This window comes from Pseudomonas sp. PSE14, assembly GCF_029203285.1.
GTDB lineage: Bacteria > Pseudomonadota > Gammaproteobacteria > Pseudomonadales > Pseudomonadaceae > Pseudomonas.
In genome coordinates this window covers 5,726,248-5,739,138 of record NZ_CP115669.1, presented here as the reverse complement: position 1 = coordinate 5,739,138, position 12,891 = coordinate 5,726,248, and the positions used below count along the sequence as shown (strand labels likewise).

Below are 12,891 nucleotides of genomic sequence, written 5' to 3'. Positions count from 1 at the left end.
GCGAACCAACCGCGCTAAACTCCCAGACCCGATTCACGGAGCCCAGCATGAGCACGAACACCTTCCCAAGCCTGATGATCGTCGGTTGCGGCGACGTCGGCAGCCGTCTGGGACGCCAACTGGCCGCGCGCGACTGGCGCGTCCATGGTCTGCGCCGCAACATCGCCGCATTACCCTTCGAGGTGCTGCCGGTGTCCGGCGATCTGGCCCAGCTCGAATGCCCGGACACCTGGCCGGTGGGCAAGCTGGATTACCTGGTGTTCTGCGCCGCCGCGACCCAGCACGATGAAGCCGGCTACCGCGCCGCCTACGTCGAAGGCCTGCGCAACACCCTCGGCTGGCTGCGGCAGCGCGGGCAATTGCCCAGACGCCTGCTGTTCGTCTCCAGCAGTGGCGTGTACGCCCAGCGCGAGGGCGAGTGGATCGACGAGAACTCCCCGGCCGAAGCGCAGAGCTACTCCGGCAGCGTGATGCTCGAAGCCGAGCGGCTGGCGCTTCAGAGCGGTATCCCCGCCAGCGTCGTGCGCCTGACCGGCATCTACGGTCCCGGCCGCGAATGGCTGCTCAAGCAGGTGCGCGAGGGTTACCGGGTGGCCAGCGAACCGCCGCTGTATACCAACCGTATTCACGCCGAAGATGCCGCCGGCCTGCTGGCTCATCTCCTGGAGGCCGACCGCAGCGGCGTGGCGCTGGAAGACTGCTACCTCGGCGTCGACAACGATCCCGCTGCGCTGCACGAGGTGGTCGCCTGGCTGCGCGAGCAACTGGGCATCACCCACTGGTCCGCAGAGCAAGCCGTGCGCCGTGCCGGCAGCAAGCGCTGCAGCAACGCCCGCGCCCGTGCGCTGGGCTGGGAGCCGCGCTACCCGAGCTTCCGCGAAGGCTACGCGGCCATCCTGGCCGGCAAGCAGGACTGAGATGGACGCCAACCGGCTGCTGGCGCGCCCCTGGTTGCCGGGGGTGGAGTTGTTCCATGCGGACTTCTCCGGGCAGCCGTTCGGCCGCCACAGCCACGATGCCTTTGCCATCGGCGCCATCCTGCACGGCGCCGGCGGCTACCAGTGCCGCGGCGCGCACCATGTGCTGCCCGCCGGCACCCTGTCGCTGATGAACCCGGAGGAGCCGCACACCGGCAATGCCGAGTCCGAGCGGCTGGTCTACCGCATGCTCTACATCGAGGAATCGCGCCTGCTGCCGCTGCTCGGACGCAAGCAGTTGCCGCGCGGCTTCCAGACGCTCAACCCGAACGACGACGGGCAAGTGGCGGAGGCGCTGCGACGCGTGGCGACGGAGTTCGAGCGCAACGACGCGCTGGCGCTGGAAAGCGAATTGCTGGTGCTGCTGGAACTGGTTTTCGTCCGCCACGGCGGCATGCGTCCGACTGCTTCGGCTGCTCGCGACGGCAGTGTGACGGCGAAGCTGCGCGATTACCTGGAGGCGCATTACCGCGACGCGGTCAGCCTCGAAACGCTGGCCGAACTGCTGCAGCGCCATCCGCGCCATCTGATCGAAGCCTTTCGCAATACCTATGGCGTGCCGCCGCACACCTACCTGTTGCAGCGGCGCATCCGTGAGGCCAAGCGCCTGCTGGTGGCCGGCGAGAAGCCGCTGGACGTCGCGCTGGCGCTGGGCTTCTACGACCAGGCGCACTTCTCCGGCACCTTCCGCCGCTTCACCGGCGTCACTCCCGGACGCTTCCTGCGCGCCACGCGCACCTGAGTTTCTTCCAAGACTGCCCGAGGCTGGCCCTTCCAGACTGCGCGACGCCGCATTCGGGAGATCGCCATGTTCGCTGCCTTCGCGCTGGTCGCCAGCACTCACTTCGCCGCCCTGCTGTCGCCGGGGCCGGATTTCTTCCTGCTGATCCGCGCCGCGCTGTTGCGCGGGCGCCGTCATGCGGATGGCTGTGCAGCCGGAATCGCCCTGGCCAATCTGGCGAGCATGCTGCTGGTGCTGTTCGTGCTCGGGCTGCTGCCGGACGTCGCGAGCCACGGGTTGCGTGTCGTGCAACTGCTGGGCGGCATGTACTTCGTCTGGCTCGGCGCGCAGGCGCTGCTGGCGCGGCGGGAGCTGGAGATTCCCACGGAGCCTGGCCAGCAGCGGGCCGGAGGGTTTCTGCGCGGGGTACGCGAGGGCTTTCTGGCCAGCAGCCTGAATCCGAAGCTGCCGATCTTCTACACCGGGCTGTTCGGCGTGCTCGGACAGTTCCATCTGCCCGGTTGGGCACTGGGCGCCTGTGTGCTGTGGATGGGGGCGGTGGTGCTGCTGTGGGATATGTTGCTGGTGCGCCTGCTGGATCGGCCGCGCTGGCGCGGCTGGCTGAAGCGCCGGGTGACGGCGCTGGACCGGATCTGCGGCGGGTTGCTGTTGGCGCTGGGGGGATGGTTGCTGTGGAGCGGGCTGCGCTGAGTGCCTGCATAGGATCTGCTGCGCGTCGGCTGGAGGGCGTTGGAAAGTGCCCTCAGATGCTCATTTACAGCCGTAAACTCCGCTCTTCGGGCACTTTCCGCCTACTCCAGCGCTAGCTCGCGAGATCGTAAGCAGGCGCTGAGGCTGCCCGCCCGCCTGGATCAGTCGCGCTCCAGCGTCCAGACCTTGTTGCCTGGCGCGTACTGCGGCATCTCGTCGGCCTGGGCGCGGTTCACCGCTTCGAACAGCTCCAGCTTGTCGCCGTCCCGTTCGAACAGGTACTCGCGACCCTGCTGGCCCTGTTGCAGCCAGATGCTGTCGTTGTCGCCGCTCATGGCCGCGCAGTCGCCGGCCAGGCACAGCGCGTAGCGATCGGCGCCGGGCATGCCTTCGAGGCCGCCGTTGGGCAGGAACTTCACCTTGCTGCCTTGGCCCTGGCCTTCCTCGATCACCCAGGTGCCCTTGAGGTAGGCGTCGTACAGGGCGTTCTGGAAGGTGCTGCCGGCCGGGCTCTGGGCGGAGGGCTGCTGCTCGGGGCGGACGAAGCGCTGCTCGGGCCAGTTGTCGCTGCCCACCTGCACCAGCTCCTTGCCGTCCAGCTCCAGGGCCTCCTGGTTGCTGCCGTAGAAGTCGACGCGGTAATGCCTGGGGTCTTCGGCGGTCAGTTGGCCTTCGCCCAGCTCGAAGCCGTTGCTGAAGGTGGCCTGCTGGGCCTTGGTGTCCAGCTTCCACTCCAGGTTCGGGCCGTAGGCCAGCAGCGCCTCGCGCAGCTTGCCGCCCTTGCCGGCGGCGTCGATGGCGGCCTGGTTGACCCAGACGCCGGAAGGGTCGGACGGGGTGCCGGCGCAGCCGGTGAGCAGGCCGATCAGGGCGCTCAGGATCAGGGCGCGACGCATGTTTGCTCCTTGCAGACAAGAGAACGGGGCCGCTAGGGCCCCGTGGGAATTACGTACCGCTTATTCCAGGACGACGATGGCGTCCATCTCGACCTGGGCGCCCTTCGGCAGGGCGGCAACGCCGATGGCAGCGCGGGCCGGGTAGGGCTGGGTGAAGTACTTGCCCATGATCTCGTTGACCTTGGCGAAGTGCGACAGGTCGGTGAGGAAGATATTCAGCTTGGCCACGTCGTGCAGGTAACCGCCGGAGGCTTCGATCACGGCTTTCAGGTTCTCGAAGACCTGGACGGTCTGCTCTTCGAAGCCCTCGACCAGTTCCATGGTCTGCGGGTTCAGCGGGATCTGACCGGAGACATACACGGTGTTGCCAGCCTTGATCGCCTGGGAGTAGGTGCCAATGGCGGCCGGGGCTTTGTCGGTGTGGATAACGGTCTTGGTCATGTCGACTCCTTAGGGTGGGATCAGCTGCGCATGCGGGTGATGCGGATCACGCCCTTGAGCGCGCGCAGCTTCTTGATGACGCGGGCCAGGTGCACGCGGTCGTGCACGCTGACGACCAGCTGGACCACGCTGATGCGGCCATCGCGTTCGTCCATGCTGATCTTTTCGATATTGCCGTCGGCGGCGTTGACGCTGGTGGCGAGCAGGGCGATCAGGCCGCGCTGGTGCTCCAGTTCGACGCGCAGTTCGACGTTGAATTCGCCGGTGACATCCTTGGCCCAGCTGAGCTGGATGCATTTTTCCGGGTTGTGGCGAATCTCGCTGATGTTCTTGCAGCTCTCCAGGTGCACCACCATGCCCTTGCCGGCGGAAAGGTGGCCGACGATCGGGTCGCCCGGGATCGGCGTACAGCACTTGGCGTAGCTGAGCACCAGGCCCTCGGTACCGCGGATCGCCAGCGGCCCTTCGCTGCTCGGTGCGGCGGCCTCGCCTTCGCTGGACAGCAGGCGGCGCGCGACCACGTAGGCCATGCGGTTGCCCAGGCCGATCTCTTCGAGCAGGTCCTCGAAGACTTCCATGCGGTATTCGGCGAGCACGCCCTGGATGCGCTCTTGGGGAATCTTCTCCAGGTGGCTCTCGAAGCCGGCCAGGGTCTTGTTCAGCAGGCGCTCGCCAAGGTTGATCGACTCGGAGCGGCGCTGCAGTTTGAGCGCGTGGCGGATGTGCGTACGTGCCTTGCCGGTGACCACGAAGTTGAGCCAGGCCGGGTTCGGCCGGGTGCCCGGCGCGGTGACGATCTCCACTGTCGCGCCGCTCTGCAGCGGTTCGGACAGCGGCGCCAGACGACGGTTGATGCGGCAGGCGATGCAGCTGTTACCGACGTCGGTGTGCACCGCGTAGGCGAAGTCGACGGCCGTGGAGCCCTTGGGCAGCTCCATGATGCGGCCCTTGGGCGTGAAGACGTAGACCTCGTCCGGGAACAGGTCGATCTTCACGTTCTCGATGAATTCCAGCGAGTTGCCGGCGCGCTGCTGCAATTCGAGGATGCCCTTCACCCACTGGCGGGCGCGGGCATGGGTGCCCTTGGGCGACTCGTCCTCGCTGGACTTGTACAGCCAGTGCGCGGCGATCCCGTGGTTGGCCATCTCTTCCATCTCGCGGGTGCGGATCTGGATTTCGATGGGTACGCCGTGCATGCCGAACAGCGTGGTGTGCAACGACTGGTAGCCGTTGGCCTTGGGAATCGCGATGTAATCCTTGAAGCGACCGGGGAACGGCTTGTACAGGTTGTGCACGGCGCCGAGCACGCGGTAGCAGGTGTCGACCTTGTCGACGATGATGCGGAAGGCGTAGACGTCCATGATCTCGTTGAACGCCTTGCGCTTGCCGCGCATCTTCTTGTAGATGCTGAACAGGTGCTTCTCGCGGCCCAGGACCTGACCTTCCATGCCTTCGCGGGCGAGGCAGTTGACCAGCGATTCCTGGATCTTGCCGACGATCTCGCGGCGGTTGCCACGGGCCTTCTTCACCGCCTGGCGGATGCGCTCGGAGCGCATCGGGTGCATGGCCTTGAAGCCCAGGTCCTCGAATTCCACGCGCATGCTGTGCATGCCCAGCCGGTTGGCGATGGGGGCGTAGATTTCCAGGGTTTCCTTGGCGATGCGGCGGCGCTTCTCGCCCGACAGCACTTCCAGGGTGCGCATGTTGTGCAGGCGGTCGGCCAGCTTGACCAGGATCACGCGGATGTCGCGCGCCATGGCCATGGCCATCTTCTGGAAGTTCTCGGCCTGCGCCTCGGCCTTGGACTCGAAGTTCATCTGGGTCAGCTTGCTGACCCCGTCCACCAGTTCCGAGACGGTTTCGCCGAACTGCGCGGTGAGCGCTTCCTTGGCGATGCCGGTGTCCTCGATCACGTCGTGCAGCATGGCCGCCATCAGGCTCTGATGGTCCATGTGCATGTCGGCAAGGATGTTGGCGACGGCGAGCGGGTGGGTGACGTAGGCCTCGCCGCTGCGGCGGCGCTGCCCGTCATGGGCCTGCTCGGCGTAGTAGTAGGCGCGGCGGACCAGGTTGACCTGGTCCGGGCCTAGGTAACTCGACAGTCGGTCGGCGAATGCATCTATGCCCGGCATGGGATCACCCCCTGCCGAGCAGCACGTCGCGGCGCGCCTTTTCGTCGGCCCGACATAGACTTACAGGGCCTCGTTGTTGGCCTCGTCTTCGAATGCAGCGAACAGCGGCTCTTCTTCAACCACGTCCTCCTGCTGAACGATCTCAGCATCCACGAGGCCCGAGGCGATTTCGCGCAGAGCGACGACGGTGGGCTTGTCGTTTTCCCAGGCTACCTTCGGCTCCTTGCCGCCGGTGGCCAGCTGGCGAGCGCGCTTGGTGGCGAGCATGACCAGCTCGAAACGGTTATCGACGTTGTCCAGGCAGTCTTCAACGGTGACGCGGGCCATGGTGTTCCTCGTTACGAAAATGGATGCCCGGAAATACCGGGCGGACTGAATAGTCTAAAAAATCGCCAATCTTTATGGAAGAGCCTTCGCGCTTCCCGTTCAGGCCAGCAATCGTTGCAGCAGTTCGGTGTGCCGCTGCTGCTGGGCGTCCTGGCGCAGCTGGCGGGCACGGAAGATCGCCTTGAGGTCTTCCAGCGCATGGGCGAAATCGTCGTTGATCACCAGGTGATCGTACTCGACGTAGTGGCTCATCTCGCTGACGGCTTCCTGCATGCGTCGCTCGATCACGTCCTCGCTGTCCTGGCCACGGTTGGTCAGGCGCTGGCGCAGGGCTTCCTGGCTCGGCGGCAGGATGAAGATCGATTGCGCCTGGGGCATCAGCCGGCGCACCTGCTGCGCGCCCTGCCAGTCGATCTCGAGGATCAGGTCGAAACCTTCCTTCAGGGTCTTTTCCACCCAGCGCTGCGAGGTGCCGTACAGGTTGCCGAAGACTTCCGCGTGTTCCAGGAACTCGTCCCGTTCGAGCATTGCGGTGAAGGTGTCGCGACCGACGAAGTGGTAGTTCACGCCGTCCACTTCGCCCGGACGCATGCCACGGGTGGTGTGGGAGACGGAGACGCGCACGGCGGGCATGGCGTCGAGCAGCGCCTTGACCAGGCTGGTCTTGCCGGCGCCGGACGGGGCGGAAACGATGTACAGAGTGCCGGACATGGCGCTTTCCTGGAGTTGCGGTTGACGGTGGTAGCCGGGAAGTGCCCGGTTTACTCGATATTCTGGACCTGCTCGCGCATCTGCTCGATCAGAACCTTGAGGTTGACGGCGGCCTGGGTGGAGCGCGGGTCGAAGGCCTTCGACCCCAGAGTGTTGGCCTCGCGGTTGAGTTCCTGCATCAGGAAGTCCAGGCGACGGCCGGCGGCGCCGCCGGCCTTGAGCACGCGGCGTACCTCGGTGACGTGGGTGGTCAGGCGGTCGAGTTCTTCGGCGACATCGCTCTTCTGCGCCAGCAGGACCATTTCCTGTTCCAGACGCTGCGGGTCGAGTTCGGCCTTCATCTCGGTGAAGCGGTCGAGGATCTTCTGGCGCTGGTTGGCCAGCATTTCCGGTACCAGCTGGCGCAGGTTGGTCACCTCTTCCAGCATCGCGGCCAGACGCTCGTCGATGATCTTCGCCAGTTCGGCGCCTTCGCGGGCGCGGCCGGCCTTGAGGTCGTCGAGGGCCTGGTTGAACGCGGCCATGGCGGCGGCGTTGAGCGCCTGCGGATCGGCGACGTCGGCCACCAGCACGCCCGGCCAGGCCAGCACGGCCAGCGGATCGAGCGGGGCGGGTTGCTGGATCAGGCCGGCCACGGTCTCGGCGGCGGCGACCAGTTGCGCGGCACGCTCGCGGTCCACCTGCAGCGTCTTGCTGGCGTTTTCCTCGATGAAGCGCAGCGTGCATTCGACCTTGCCGCGCGACAGGCCCTGGCGCAGGGCTTCACGCACCGTGCCTTCGAGGTCGCGGAAGGCCTCGGGCAGGCGCAGGTTGGGTTCGAGGTAGCGGTGGTTGACCGAGCGCAGCTCCCAACTGAGCGTCCCATGGGTCCCGGCTCGCTCTACGCGGGCGAAGGCGGTCATGCTGTGCACCATGGGGCTACCTCTCTGGCTGTTCGTGACTGGAAATCTGACGCTTGCAGTCCGAAGAAAATGGGCCGACAGGTCGTCGGAAACCGGTAATTGTACCCCAGCGTGGCGCACAGCCGCACGCCGGCGGTGGTTGCGTCCGTCCGCTGGCCTCTATAATGGCGGTCATTCCCCCGCCAGCAACTCTGTACAGGATGCCTCCATGAACCGTCCCAGTGGCCGCGCCGCCGACCAACTGCGCCCGATCCGTATCACCCGCCATTACACCAAGCACGCCGAGGGCTCCGTGCTGGTCGAGTTCGGCGATACCAAGGTGATCTGCACCGTCAGCGCCGAATCCGGTGTGCCGCGCTTCCTCAAGGGCCAGGGCCAGGGTTGGCTGACCGCCGAATACGGCATGCTGCCGCGCTCCACTGGCGAGCGTAACCAGCGCGAAGCCTCGCGTGGCAAGCAGGGTGGCCGCACCCTGGAAATCCAGCGCCTGATCGGCCGCTCCCTGCGCGCCGCGCTGGACCTGACCAAGCTGGGCGAGAACACCCTGTACATCGACTGCGATGTGATCCAGGCCGACGGCGGCACCCGCACTGCCTCGATCACCGGCGCCACCGTGGCGCTGATCGACGCGCTGGCCGTGCTGAAGAAGCGTGGCGCGCTCAAGGGCAACCCGCTCAAGCAGATGGTCGCCGCCGTATCCGTGGGCATGTACCAGGGCGAGCCGGTGCTGGACCTGGACTACCTGGAAGACTCCGCCGCCGAGACCGACCTGAACGTGGTCATGACCGATGCCGGCGGTTTCATCGAAGTTCAGGGTACCGCGGAAGGCGTGCCCTTCCAGCCGGCTGAGCTGAATGCCATGCTGGAACTGGCGCAGCAGGGCCTGCGCGAACTGTTCGAACTGCAGCGCGCCGCACTGGCCGACTGAGCCGACTGAGCCGACTGAGCCGACGAACGGCGTACCCGCCCGATCTTCACGTGCAAGGAGTGAGAGGATGAGCGAAGAACTGCCGGTACAACACAGCGAACCGGGCCGCGAAGCCCGGCAATGGGCGATGTTCTGCCATTTCGCTGCCTTCCTGTGCCTGGTCTTTCCCTTCGGCAACCTGATCGGGCCGCTGATCGTCTGGCAGATCAAGCGTGAGTCGGACCCGTTCGTGGACCGTCAGGGCAAGGAGGCAATGAACTTCCAGATCACCGTGAGCCTGGCGATCGTGGTCAGTTGCCTGCTGATGCTGGTGGTGGTCGGCTTCTTCCTGCTGGGCCTGGTCAGCGTCGGTGCGCTGGTCCTGACCATCATTGCCGGGATCAAGGCCAATGAAGGGGTCGAGTACCGCTACCCCTTCACCTGGCGTCCGATCAAGTAACCGCCCCGCGGACATGAAAAAGCCGGCTCGGAGCCGGCTTTTTTCTGGCTGCATCGGATGCAGCGTACGAAATGGGCGTCAGATGCTGAGCGCCCAGTCGTAGTCCACGATCAGCGGCGCATGCTGGGAGAAGCGCGGCTGGCGCGGCAGCTTGGCGCTGCGCACGAAGCGGCGCAGGCCCGGGGTCAGCACCTGGTAGTCGAAGCGCCAGCCCAGGTTGAGCATCTCGGCCTGCTCGCTGTCCGGCCACCAGCTGTACTGGTCGCCTTCGCGATTGACCTCGCGCAGGGCATCGACATAGCCCATGGTGCCGAACACTTCATCCATCCAGCCACGCTCCGGCGCCATGAAGCCGGGCATCTGCTGGCATTCGCGCCAGTTCTTCACGTCCAGCTTCTGGTGCGCGACGTACAGCGAGCCGCAATAGATGTATTCGCGGCGCTTGCGGCGCTGCTTGTTCAGGTACTGGGCGAAATCGTCCATGAACTTGAACTTGTGGTTCAGGTTCTCGTCCCCTTCCTGCCCGGTAGGCAGCAGGAGAGTGGCAATACTCACCTTATCGAAATCGGCTTGCAGGTAGCGCCCGTAACGATCGGCCATCTCGAAACCCAGCCCGCTTATGACGGCCTTGGGTTGCAGACGGCTATAGATTGCGACGCCACCCTGACTGGGCACTTCGGCATCGCAGGCGTACAGGAAGTAGCCGTCCAGTTGATAGGACGGGTCATCCAGATCGAAAGCGGAGGCGCGGGTATCCTGCAAGCAGATCACGTCGGCATTCTGGGCTTGCAGCCAACTGAGCAATCCACGCTCGGCTGCAGCCTGAATACCATTCACGTTCACACTGATGATCCGCATAAATGGCCCCCAAAATCACGTGTGTGTATGATACCCGAGCTCAAACGGTTTAGCTAAATTCATACCGGCCGGTTCTCTCCTATGCAGGCATATCAACGCGATTTCATCCGCTTCGCCATCGAGCGCGGCGTACTGCGCTTCGGCGAATTCACCCTCAAATCCGGGCGCACCAGTCCCTATTTCTTCAACGCCGGCCTGTTCAACACGGGCGTGGCGCTGGCCCAGCTGGGGCGTTTCTACGCCAGCGCGGTGGTCGACAGCGGCATCTCCTTCGATGTGCTGTTCGGTCCGGCCTATAAAGGCATCCCGCTGGCGGCCGCAACCGCCATCGCCCTGGCCGAACAGCACGGCCGCGACCTGCCCTGGTGCTTCAACCGCAAGGAAGCCAAGGATCACGGCGAGGGCGGCACCCTGGTCGGCGCTCCGCTGACCGGCCGCGCGCTGATCATCGATGACGTGATCACCGCTGGCACCGCCATCCGCGAGGTCATGCAGATCATCGACGCACAGGGCGCCCAGGCGGCCGGCGTACTGATCGCGCTGAACCGCCAGGAACGCGGCAAGGGCGAGCTGTCGGCGATCCAGGAGGTCGAGCGCGACTTCTCCATCCCGGTCGTCAGCATTGTGTCGCTGGAGCAAGTGCTGGAATATCTTGCAGGTGATGCACAGCTGAAACAGCACCTGGCTGCTGTCGAGGCGTATCGCGCGCAGTACGGTATCTAACCGGAACAAGGTGTCGGGCATGGCCGAGCAGGGTGCTTTGAGGGTATTGATCGGACTTCTGGGAGCCATGCTTGCGACCCAGGCGCTGGCCGTGGAGCCCAAGGGCTCTTCGGTCGAGCTGTATCGCTACGTCGACGACAAGGGCGGGATTGTCATCGACCGCCAGGGCGTGCCGTCGGAATACATTGGCAAGGGCTACGAGGTGCTCAACGATCAGGGCCGCGTGATCCGTGTGGTACCGCCGGCGCCGACGCCCGCCGAGATCCAGCAGCGCAAGGCCGATGCCGCGCGCGCCAATTCCGACGCGCAGCTGCTGCGTCTGTACACCAGCGTGAAGGATGTGGATCTCGCCCGTGACCGCAAACTGACGGAGCTGGACGCCTTGTCCAGCGTGTCCAAGGGCAACCTGCAGGCGCTCAAGTCGCAGCATGCCACCCTGCAGGCGCGGGCCGCCGACCAGGAGCGTGCCGGCCGCCAGGTGCCGGCCGAGCTGGAGGCCCAGTTGTCCGACCTGCGCGATGAGGAAAAGCGCCTGGAGCAGGACATCAACCGCTATCAGCAACTGCGCGAACAGGCTATCGCCAGCTTTGCCGCCGACCGCGCGCGGGTGGCGCAATTGCTCGGCGCTTCCCACTGAGCCTTGCGGCTCACTGCTGCGGCGTACACCGTTCGAATTCGTTGATCTTCCCGCGCAACCAGTCCGGCAAGGGCTGGCTGGTGCGGTCCTCGCCGGCATAGGCGTAGATCAGTTCACCCAGCGTCAGCAGCTGCTCGTCGCACCAGATTCCTAGCTGGAAAGTCAGGCTGCTGCGGCCCAGGCGGCTCACTCGCACACCCAGCTCCAGCCAGTCGTCGAAGTGCGCCGGCGCCAGGTATTCCAGGGTGGTTTTCACCGCGAACAGATCGCCGCCGCCGCGCAGCAGGTCGGCTGGGTAGCTCACGCCCAGGTGGCGGTAGTACTCGGTGGTGGCGACGTCGGCGTAGGTCAGGTAGTTGCCGTTGAAGACGATCCCTTGCGGGTCGACCTCCGACCAGCGCACGCGCAGGCCGTGGAAGAAGCTGAAATCGTTGCGTGAAACGGGAGACGCGGCCATGTCAGACAAACTCCTGAAGACCTGTTCGAGGCTGGGTATTGGCGTCTGATGAGGCCTCGAACAGGCAGAAAAACACCCGCGAGGATCGCTCCTGGCGGGTGTCTTGATCAGTGGTGCTTGCGGTTGGTGATCAGGGTGCCGACGCCGCTGTCGGTGAAGATCTCCAGCAGTACGGCGTTGGGCACGCGGCCATCGATGATGTGCGCGCTGGTCACGCCGCCCTGCACCGCTTCCAGGGCACAGCGGATCTTCGGCAGCATGCCGCCGTAGATGGTGCCGTCGGCGATCAGTGCGTTGACCTGCTCGGTGGTCAGGCCGGTGAGCACCTGGCCCTGCTTGTCCATCAGGCCGGCGATGTTGGTGAGCAGCATCAGCTTCTCGGCCTTCAGCGCCTCGGCCACCTTGCCGGCCACCAGGTCAGCGTTGATGTTGTAGGACTCGCCGTTGGCGCCGACGCCGATCGGCGCGATGACCGGGATGAAGTCGCCCTGCACCAGCATGTTCAGCAGGTCGACGTTGACCCCGGTGACTTCGCCCACGTGGCCGATGTCGATGATTTCCGGCGTGGTCATTTCCGGCGTCTGGCGGGTGACGGTGAGCTTCTTCGCGCGGATCAGCTCGGCGTCCTTGCCGGTCAGGCCGATGGCGCTGCCGCCATGACGGTTGATCAGGTTGACGATGTCCTTGTTCACCTGGCCGCCGAGGACCATCTCCACCACGTCCATGGTCTGCGCGTCGGTGACGCGCATGCCATCGATGAAGTGGCTCTCGATCGACAGGCGGCTGAGCAGGTCACCGATCTGCGGCCCGCCACCATGAACCACCACCGGGTTGATGCCGACGGCTTTCATCAGCACCACGTCGCGGGCGAAGCTGTTCTTCAGCTCGTCCGTTTCCATGGCGTTGCCGCCGTACTTGATCACCAGCGTCTTGCCGACGAACCGGCGGATATAGGGCAGGGCTTCGGCAAGGACGCGGGCAACCTGGGCGGCGTCATCGCGGCTCTGGGTCATGGTGGGCTCCGGCAAATA

16 protein-coding genes are annotated in these 12,891 nt (G+C 65.3%); 7 read left to right on the top strand and 9 right to left on the bottom strand.

The genetic code is table 11. The annotated features are described in order from the left end of the window. Nucleotides 1-47 precede the first annotated feature (47 nt). The 3 genes from O6P39_RS26260 to O6P39_RS26250 all read left to right on the top strand — a co-directional run bounded on the left by O6P39_RS26260 (nt 48) and on the right by O6P39_RS26250 (nt 2,409). A complete protein-coding gene (locus O6P39_RS26260) occupies nt 48-917 on the top strand; it encodes an NAD-dependent epimerase/dehydratase family protein (protein ID WP_275609280.1) in 870 nt (289 codons plus the stop codon). 1 nt (nt 918) lies between these two features. Beyond that, on the top strand, nt 919-1,719 hold the full coding sequence (locus O6P39_RS26255) for an AraC family transcriptional regulator (protein WP_275609279.1): 801 nt from the start codon (nt 919-921) through the stop codon (nt 1,717-1,719). Nucleotides 1,720-1,785: 66 nt separating this feature from the next. Beyond that, complete coding sequence (locus O6P39_RS26250; RefSeq protein WP_275609278.1) at nt 1,786-2,409, top strand: LysE family translocator; 624 nt, start codon at nt 1,786-1,788, stop codon at nt 2,407-2,409. A 161-nt stretch (nt 2,410-2,570) separates the two neighbouring features. Here the strand turns inward: O6P39_RS26250 and O6P39_RS26245 are convergent, their stop codons facing one another. The 6 genes from O6P39_RS26245 to O6P39_RS26220 form a co-directional block, all read right to left on the bottom strand. Then, nucleotides 2,571-3,305: a hypothetical protein gene (locus tag O6P39_RS26245; protein ID WP_275609277.1), complete on the bottom strand. Its 735-nt coding sequence runs from the start codon at nt 3,303-3,305 to the stop codon at nt 2,571-2,573. A 60-nt stretch (nt 3,306-3,365) separates the two neighbouring features. Next, nucleotides 3,366-3,746, bottom strand: a complete 381-nt coding sequence (locus O6P39_RS26240; protein WP_152227352.1) for a RidA family protein — start codon at nt 3,744-3,746, stop codon at nt 3,366-3,368. Between the two features lie 20 nt (nt 3,747-3,766). Further along, on the bottom strand, nt 3,767-5,878 hold the full coding sequence (gene spoT, locus O6P39_RS26235) for a bifunctional GTP diphosphokinase/guanosine-3',5'-bis pyrophosphate 3'-pyrophosphohydrolase (RefSeq protein WP_275609276.1): 2,112 nt from the start codon (nt 5,876-5,878) through the stop codon (nt 3,767-3,769). A 60-nt stretch (nt 5,879-5,938) separates the two neighbouring features. Then, the gene (gene rpoZ, locus O6P39_RS26230) at nt 5,939-6,205 is read right to left on the bottom strand and encodes a DNA-directed RNA polymerase subunit omega (RefSeq protein WP_043256481.1); all 267 of its coding nucleotides are present in this window, start codon (nt 6,203-6,205) and stop codon (nt 5,939-5,941) included. Between the two features lie 99 nt (nt 6,206-6,304). After that, nucleotides 6,305-6,916 (bottom strand): guanylate kinase, encoded by a 612-nt coding sequence (gene gmk / locus O6P39_RS26225; RefSeq protein WP_275609275.1) that lies wholly within the window; start codon nt 6,914-6,916, stop codon nt 6,305-6,307. A 50-nt stretch (nt 6,917-6,966) separates the two neighbouring features. After that, nucleotides 6,967-7,830: a YicC/YloC family endoribonuclease gene (locus O6P39_RS26220; protein ID WP_275609274.1), complete on the bottom strand. Its 864-nt coding sequence runs from the start codon at nt 7,828-7,830 to the stop codon at nt 6,967-6,969. 196 nt (nt 7,831-8,026) lie between these two features. Here O6P39_RS26220 and rph point away from each other — a divergent pair, with 196 nt between their 5' ends. Both rph and O6P39_RS26210 read left to right on the top strand, forming a co-directional pair. Continuing rightward, nucleotides 8,027-8,746, top strand: coding sequence for a ribonuclease PH (gene rph, locus O6P39_RS26215; protein ID WP_275609273.1), 720 nt, complete (start codon nt 8,027-8,029; stop codon nt 8,744-8,746). Nucleotides 8,747-8,813: 67 nt separating this feature from the next. Continuing rightward, entirely contained in the window at nt 8,814-9,185 is a 372-nt protein-coding gene (locus O6P39_RS26210) for a DUF4870 domain-containing protein (protein WP_275609272.1), read from the top strand. A gap of 78 nt (nt 9,186-9,263) precedes the next feature. Here the strand turns inward: O6P39_RS26210 and O6P39_RS26205 are convergent, their stop codons facing one another. Beyond that, complete coding sequence (locus O6P39_RS26205) at nt 9,264-10,043, bottom strand: exodeoxyribonuclease III (RefSeq protein ID WP_275609271.1); 780 nt, start codon at nt 10,041-10,043, stop codon at nt 9,264-9,266. Nucleotides 10,044-10,124: 81 nt separating this feature from the next. On the opposite strand from O6P39_RS26205, the gene pyrE reads away from it, so the two are divergent. Continuing rightward, nucleotides 10,125-10,766, top strand: a complete 642-nt coding sequence (gene pyrE / locus O6P39_RS26200; RefSeq protein WP_275609270.1) for an orotate phosphoribosyltransferase — start codon at nt 10,125-10,127, stop codon at nt 10,764-10,766. 67 nt (nt 10,767-10,833) lie between these two features. After that, nucleotides 10,834-11,403 carry a DUF4124 domain-containing protein gene (locus O6P39_RS26195; protein ID WP_275609269.1) on the top strand — a complete coding sequence of 190 codons (570 nt, stop codon included), beginning with the start codon at nt 10,834-10,836 and terminating at the stop codon, nt 11,401-11,403. Between the two features lie 10 nt (nt 11,404-11,413). Here O6P39_RS26195 and O6P39_RS26190 read toward each other — a convergent pair whose 3' ends face one another. Continuing rightward, nucleotides 11,414-11,860, bottom strand: coding sequence for a thioesterase family protein (locus tag O6P39_RS26190; protein ID WP_275609268.1), 447 nt, complete (start codon nt 11,858-11,860; stop codon nt 11,414-11,416). Between the two features lie 107 nt (nt 11,861-11,967). After that, nucleotides 11,968-12,873, bottom strand: coding sequence for an acetylglutamate kinase (gene argB, locus O6P39_RS26185; protein WP_275609267.1), 906 nt, complete (start codon nt 12,871-12,873; stop codon nt 11,968-11,970). Nucleotides 12,874-12,891: the final 18 nt, after the last annotated feature.

Bases quoted from the DNA above. Each gene is read 5' to 3' on its own strand.
- O6P39_RS26260 (WP_275609280.1), top strand. From the start codon at position 48: ATGAGCACGAACACCTTCCCAAGCCTGATGATCGTCGGTTGCGGCGAC.
- O6P39_RS26255 (WP_275609279.1), top strand. From the start codon at position 919: ATGGACGCCAACCGGCTGCTGGCGCGCCCCTGGTTGCCGGGGGTGGAG.
- O6P39_RS26250 (WP_275609278.1), top strand. From the start codon at position 1,786: ATGTTCGCTGCCTTCGCGCTGGTCGCCAGCACTCACTTCGCCGCCCTG.
- O6P39_RS26245 (WP_275609277.1), bottom strand. From the start codon at position 3,305: ATGCGTCGCGCCCTGATCCTGAGCGCCCTGATCGGCCTGCTCACCGGC.
- O6P39_RS26240 (WP_152227352.1), bottom strand. From the start codon at position 3,746: ATGACCAAGACCGTTATCCACACCGACAAAGCCCCGGCCGCCATTGGC.
- spoT (WP_275609276.1), bottom strand. From the start codon at position 5,878: ATGCCGGGCATAGATGCATTCGCCGACCGACTGTCGAGTTACCTAGGC.
- rpoZ (WP_043256481.1), bottom strand. From the start codon at position 6,205: ATGGCCCGCGTCACCGTTGAAGACTGCCTGGACAACGTCGATAACCGT.
- gmk (WP_275609275.1), bottom strand. From the start codon at position 6,916: ATGTCCGGCACTCTGTACATCGTTTCCGCCCCGTCCGGCGCCGGCAAG.
- O6P39_RS26220 (WP_275609274.1), bottom strand. From the start codon at position 7,830: ATGGTGCACAGCATGACCGCCTTCGCCCGCGTAGAGCGAGCCGGGACC.
- rph (WP_275609273.1), top strand. From the start codon at position 8,027: ATGAACCGTCCCAGTGGCCGCGCCGCCGACCAACTGCGCCCGATCCGT.
- O6P39_RS26210 (WP_275609272.1), top strand. From the start codon at position 8,814: ATGAGCGAAGAACTGCCGGTACAACACAGCGAACCGGGCCGCGAAGCC.
- O6P39_RS26205 (WP_275609271.1), bottom strand. From the start codon at position 10,043: ATGCGGATCATCAGTGTGAACGTGAATGGTATTCAGGCTGCAGCCGAG.
- pyrE (WP_275609270.1), top strand. From the start codon at position 10,125: ATGCAGGCATATCAACGCGATTTCATCCGCTTCGCCATCGAGCGCGGC.
- O6P39_RS26195 (WP_275609269.1), top strand. From the start codon at position 10,834: ATGCTTGCGACCCAGGCGCTGGCCGTGGAGCCCAAGGGCTCTTCGGTC.
- O6P39_RS26190 (WP_275609268.1), bottom strand. From the start codon at position 11,860: ATGGCCGCGTCTCCCGTTTCACGCAACGATTTCAGCTTCTTCCACGGC.
- argB (WP_275609267.1), bottom strand. From the start codon at position 12,873: ATGACCCAGAGCCGCGATGACGCCGCCCAGGTTGCCCGCGTCCTTGCC.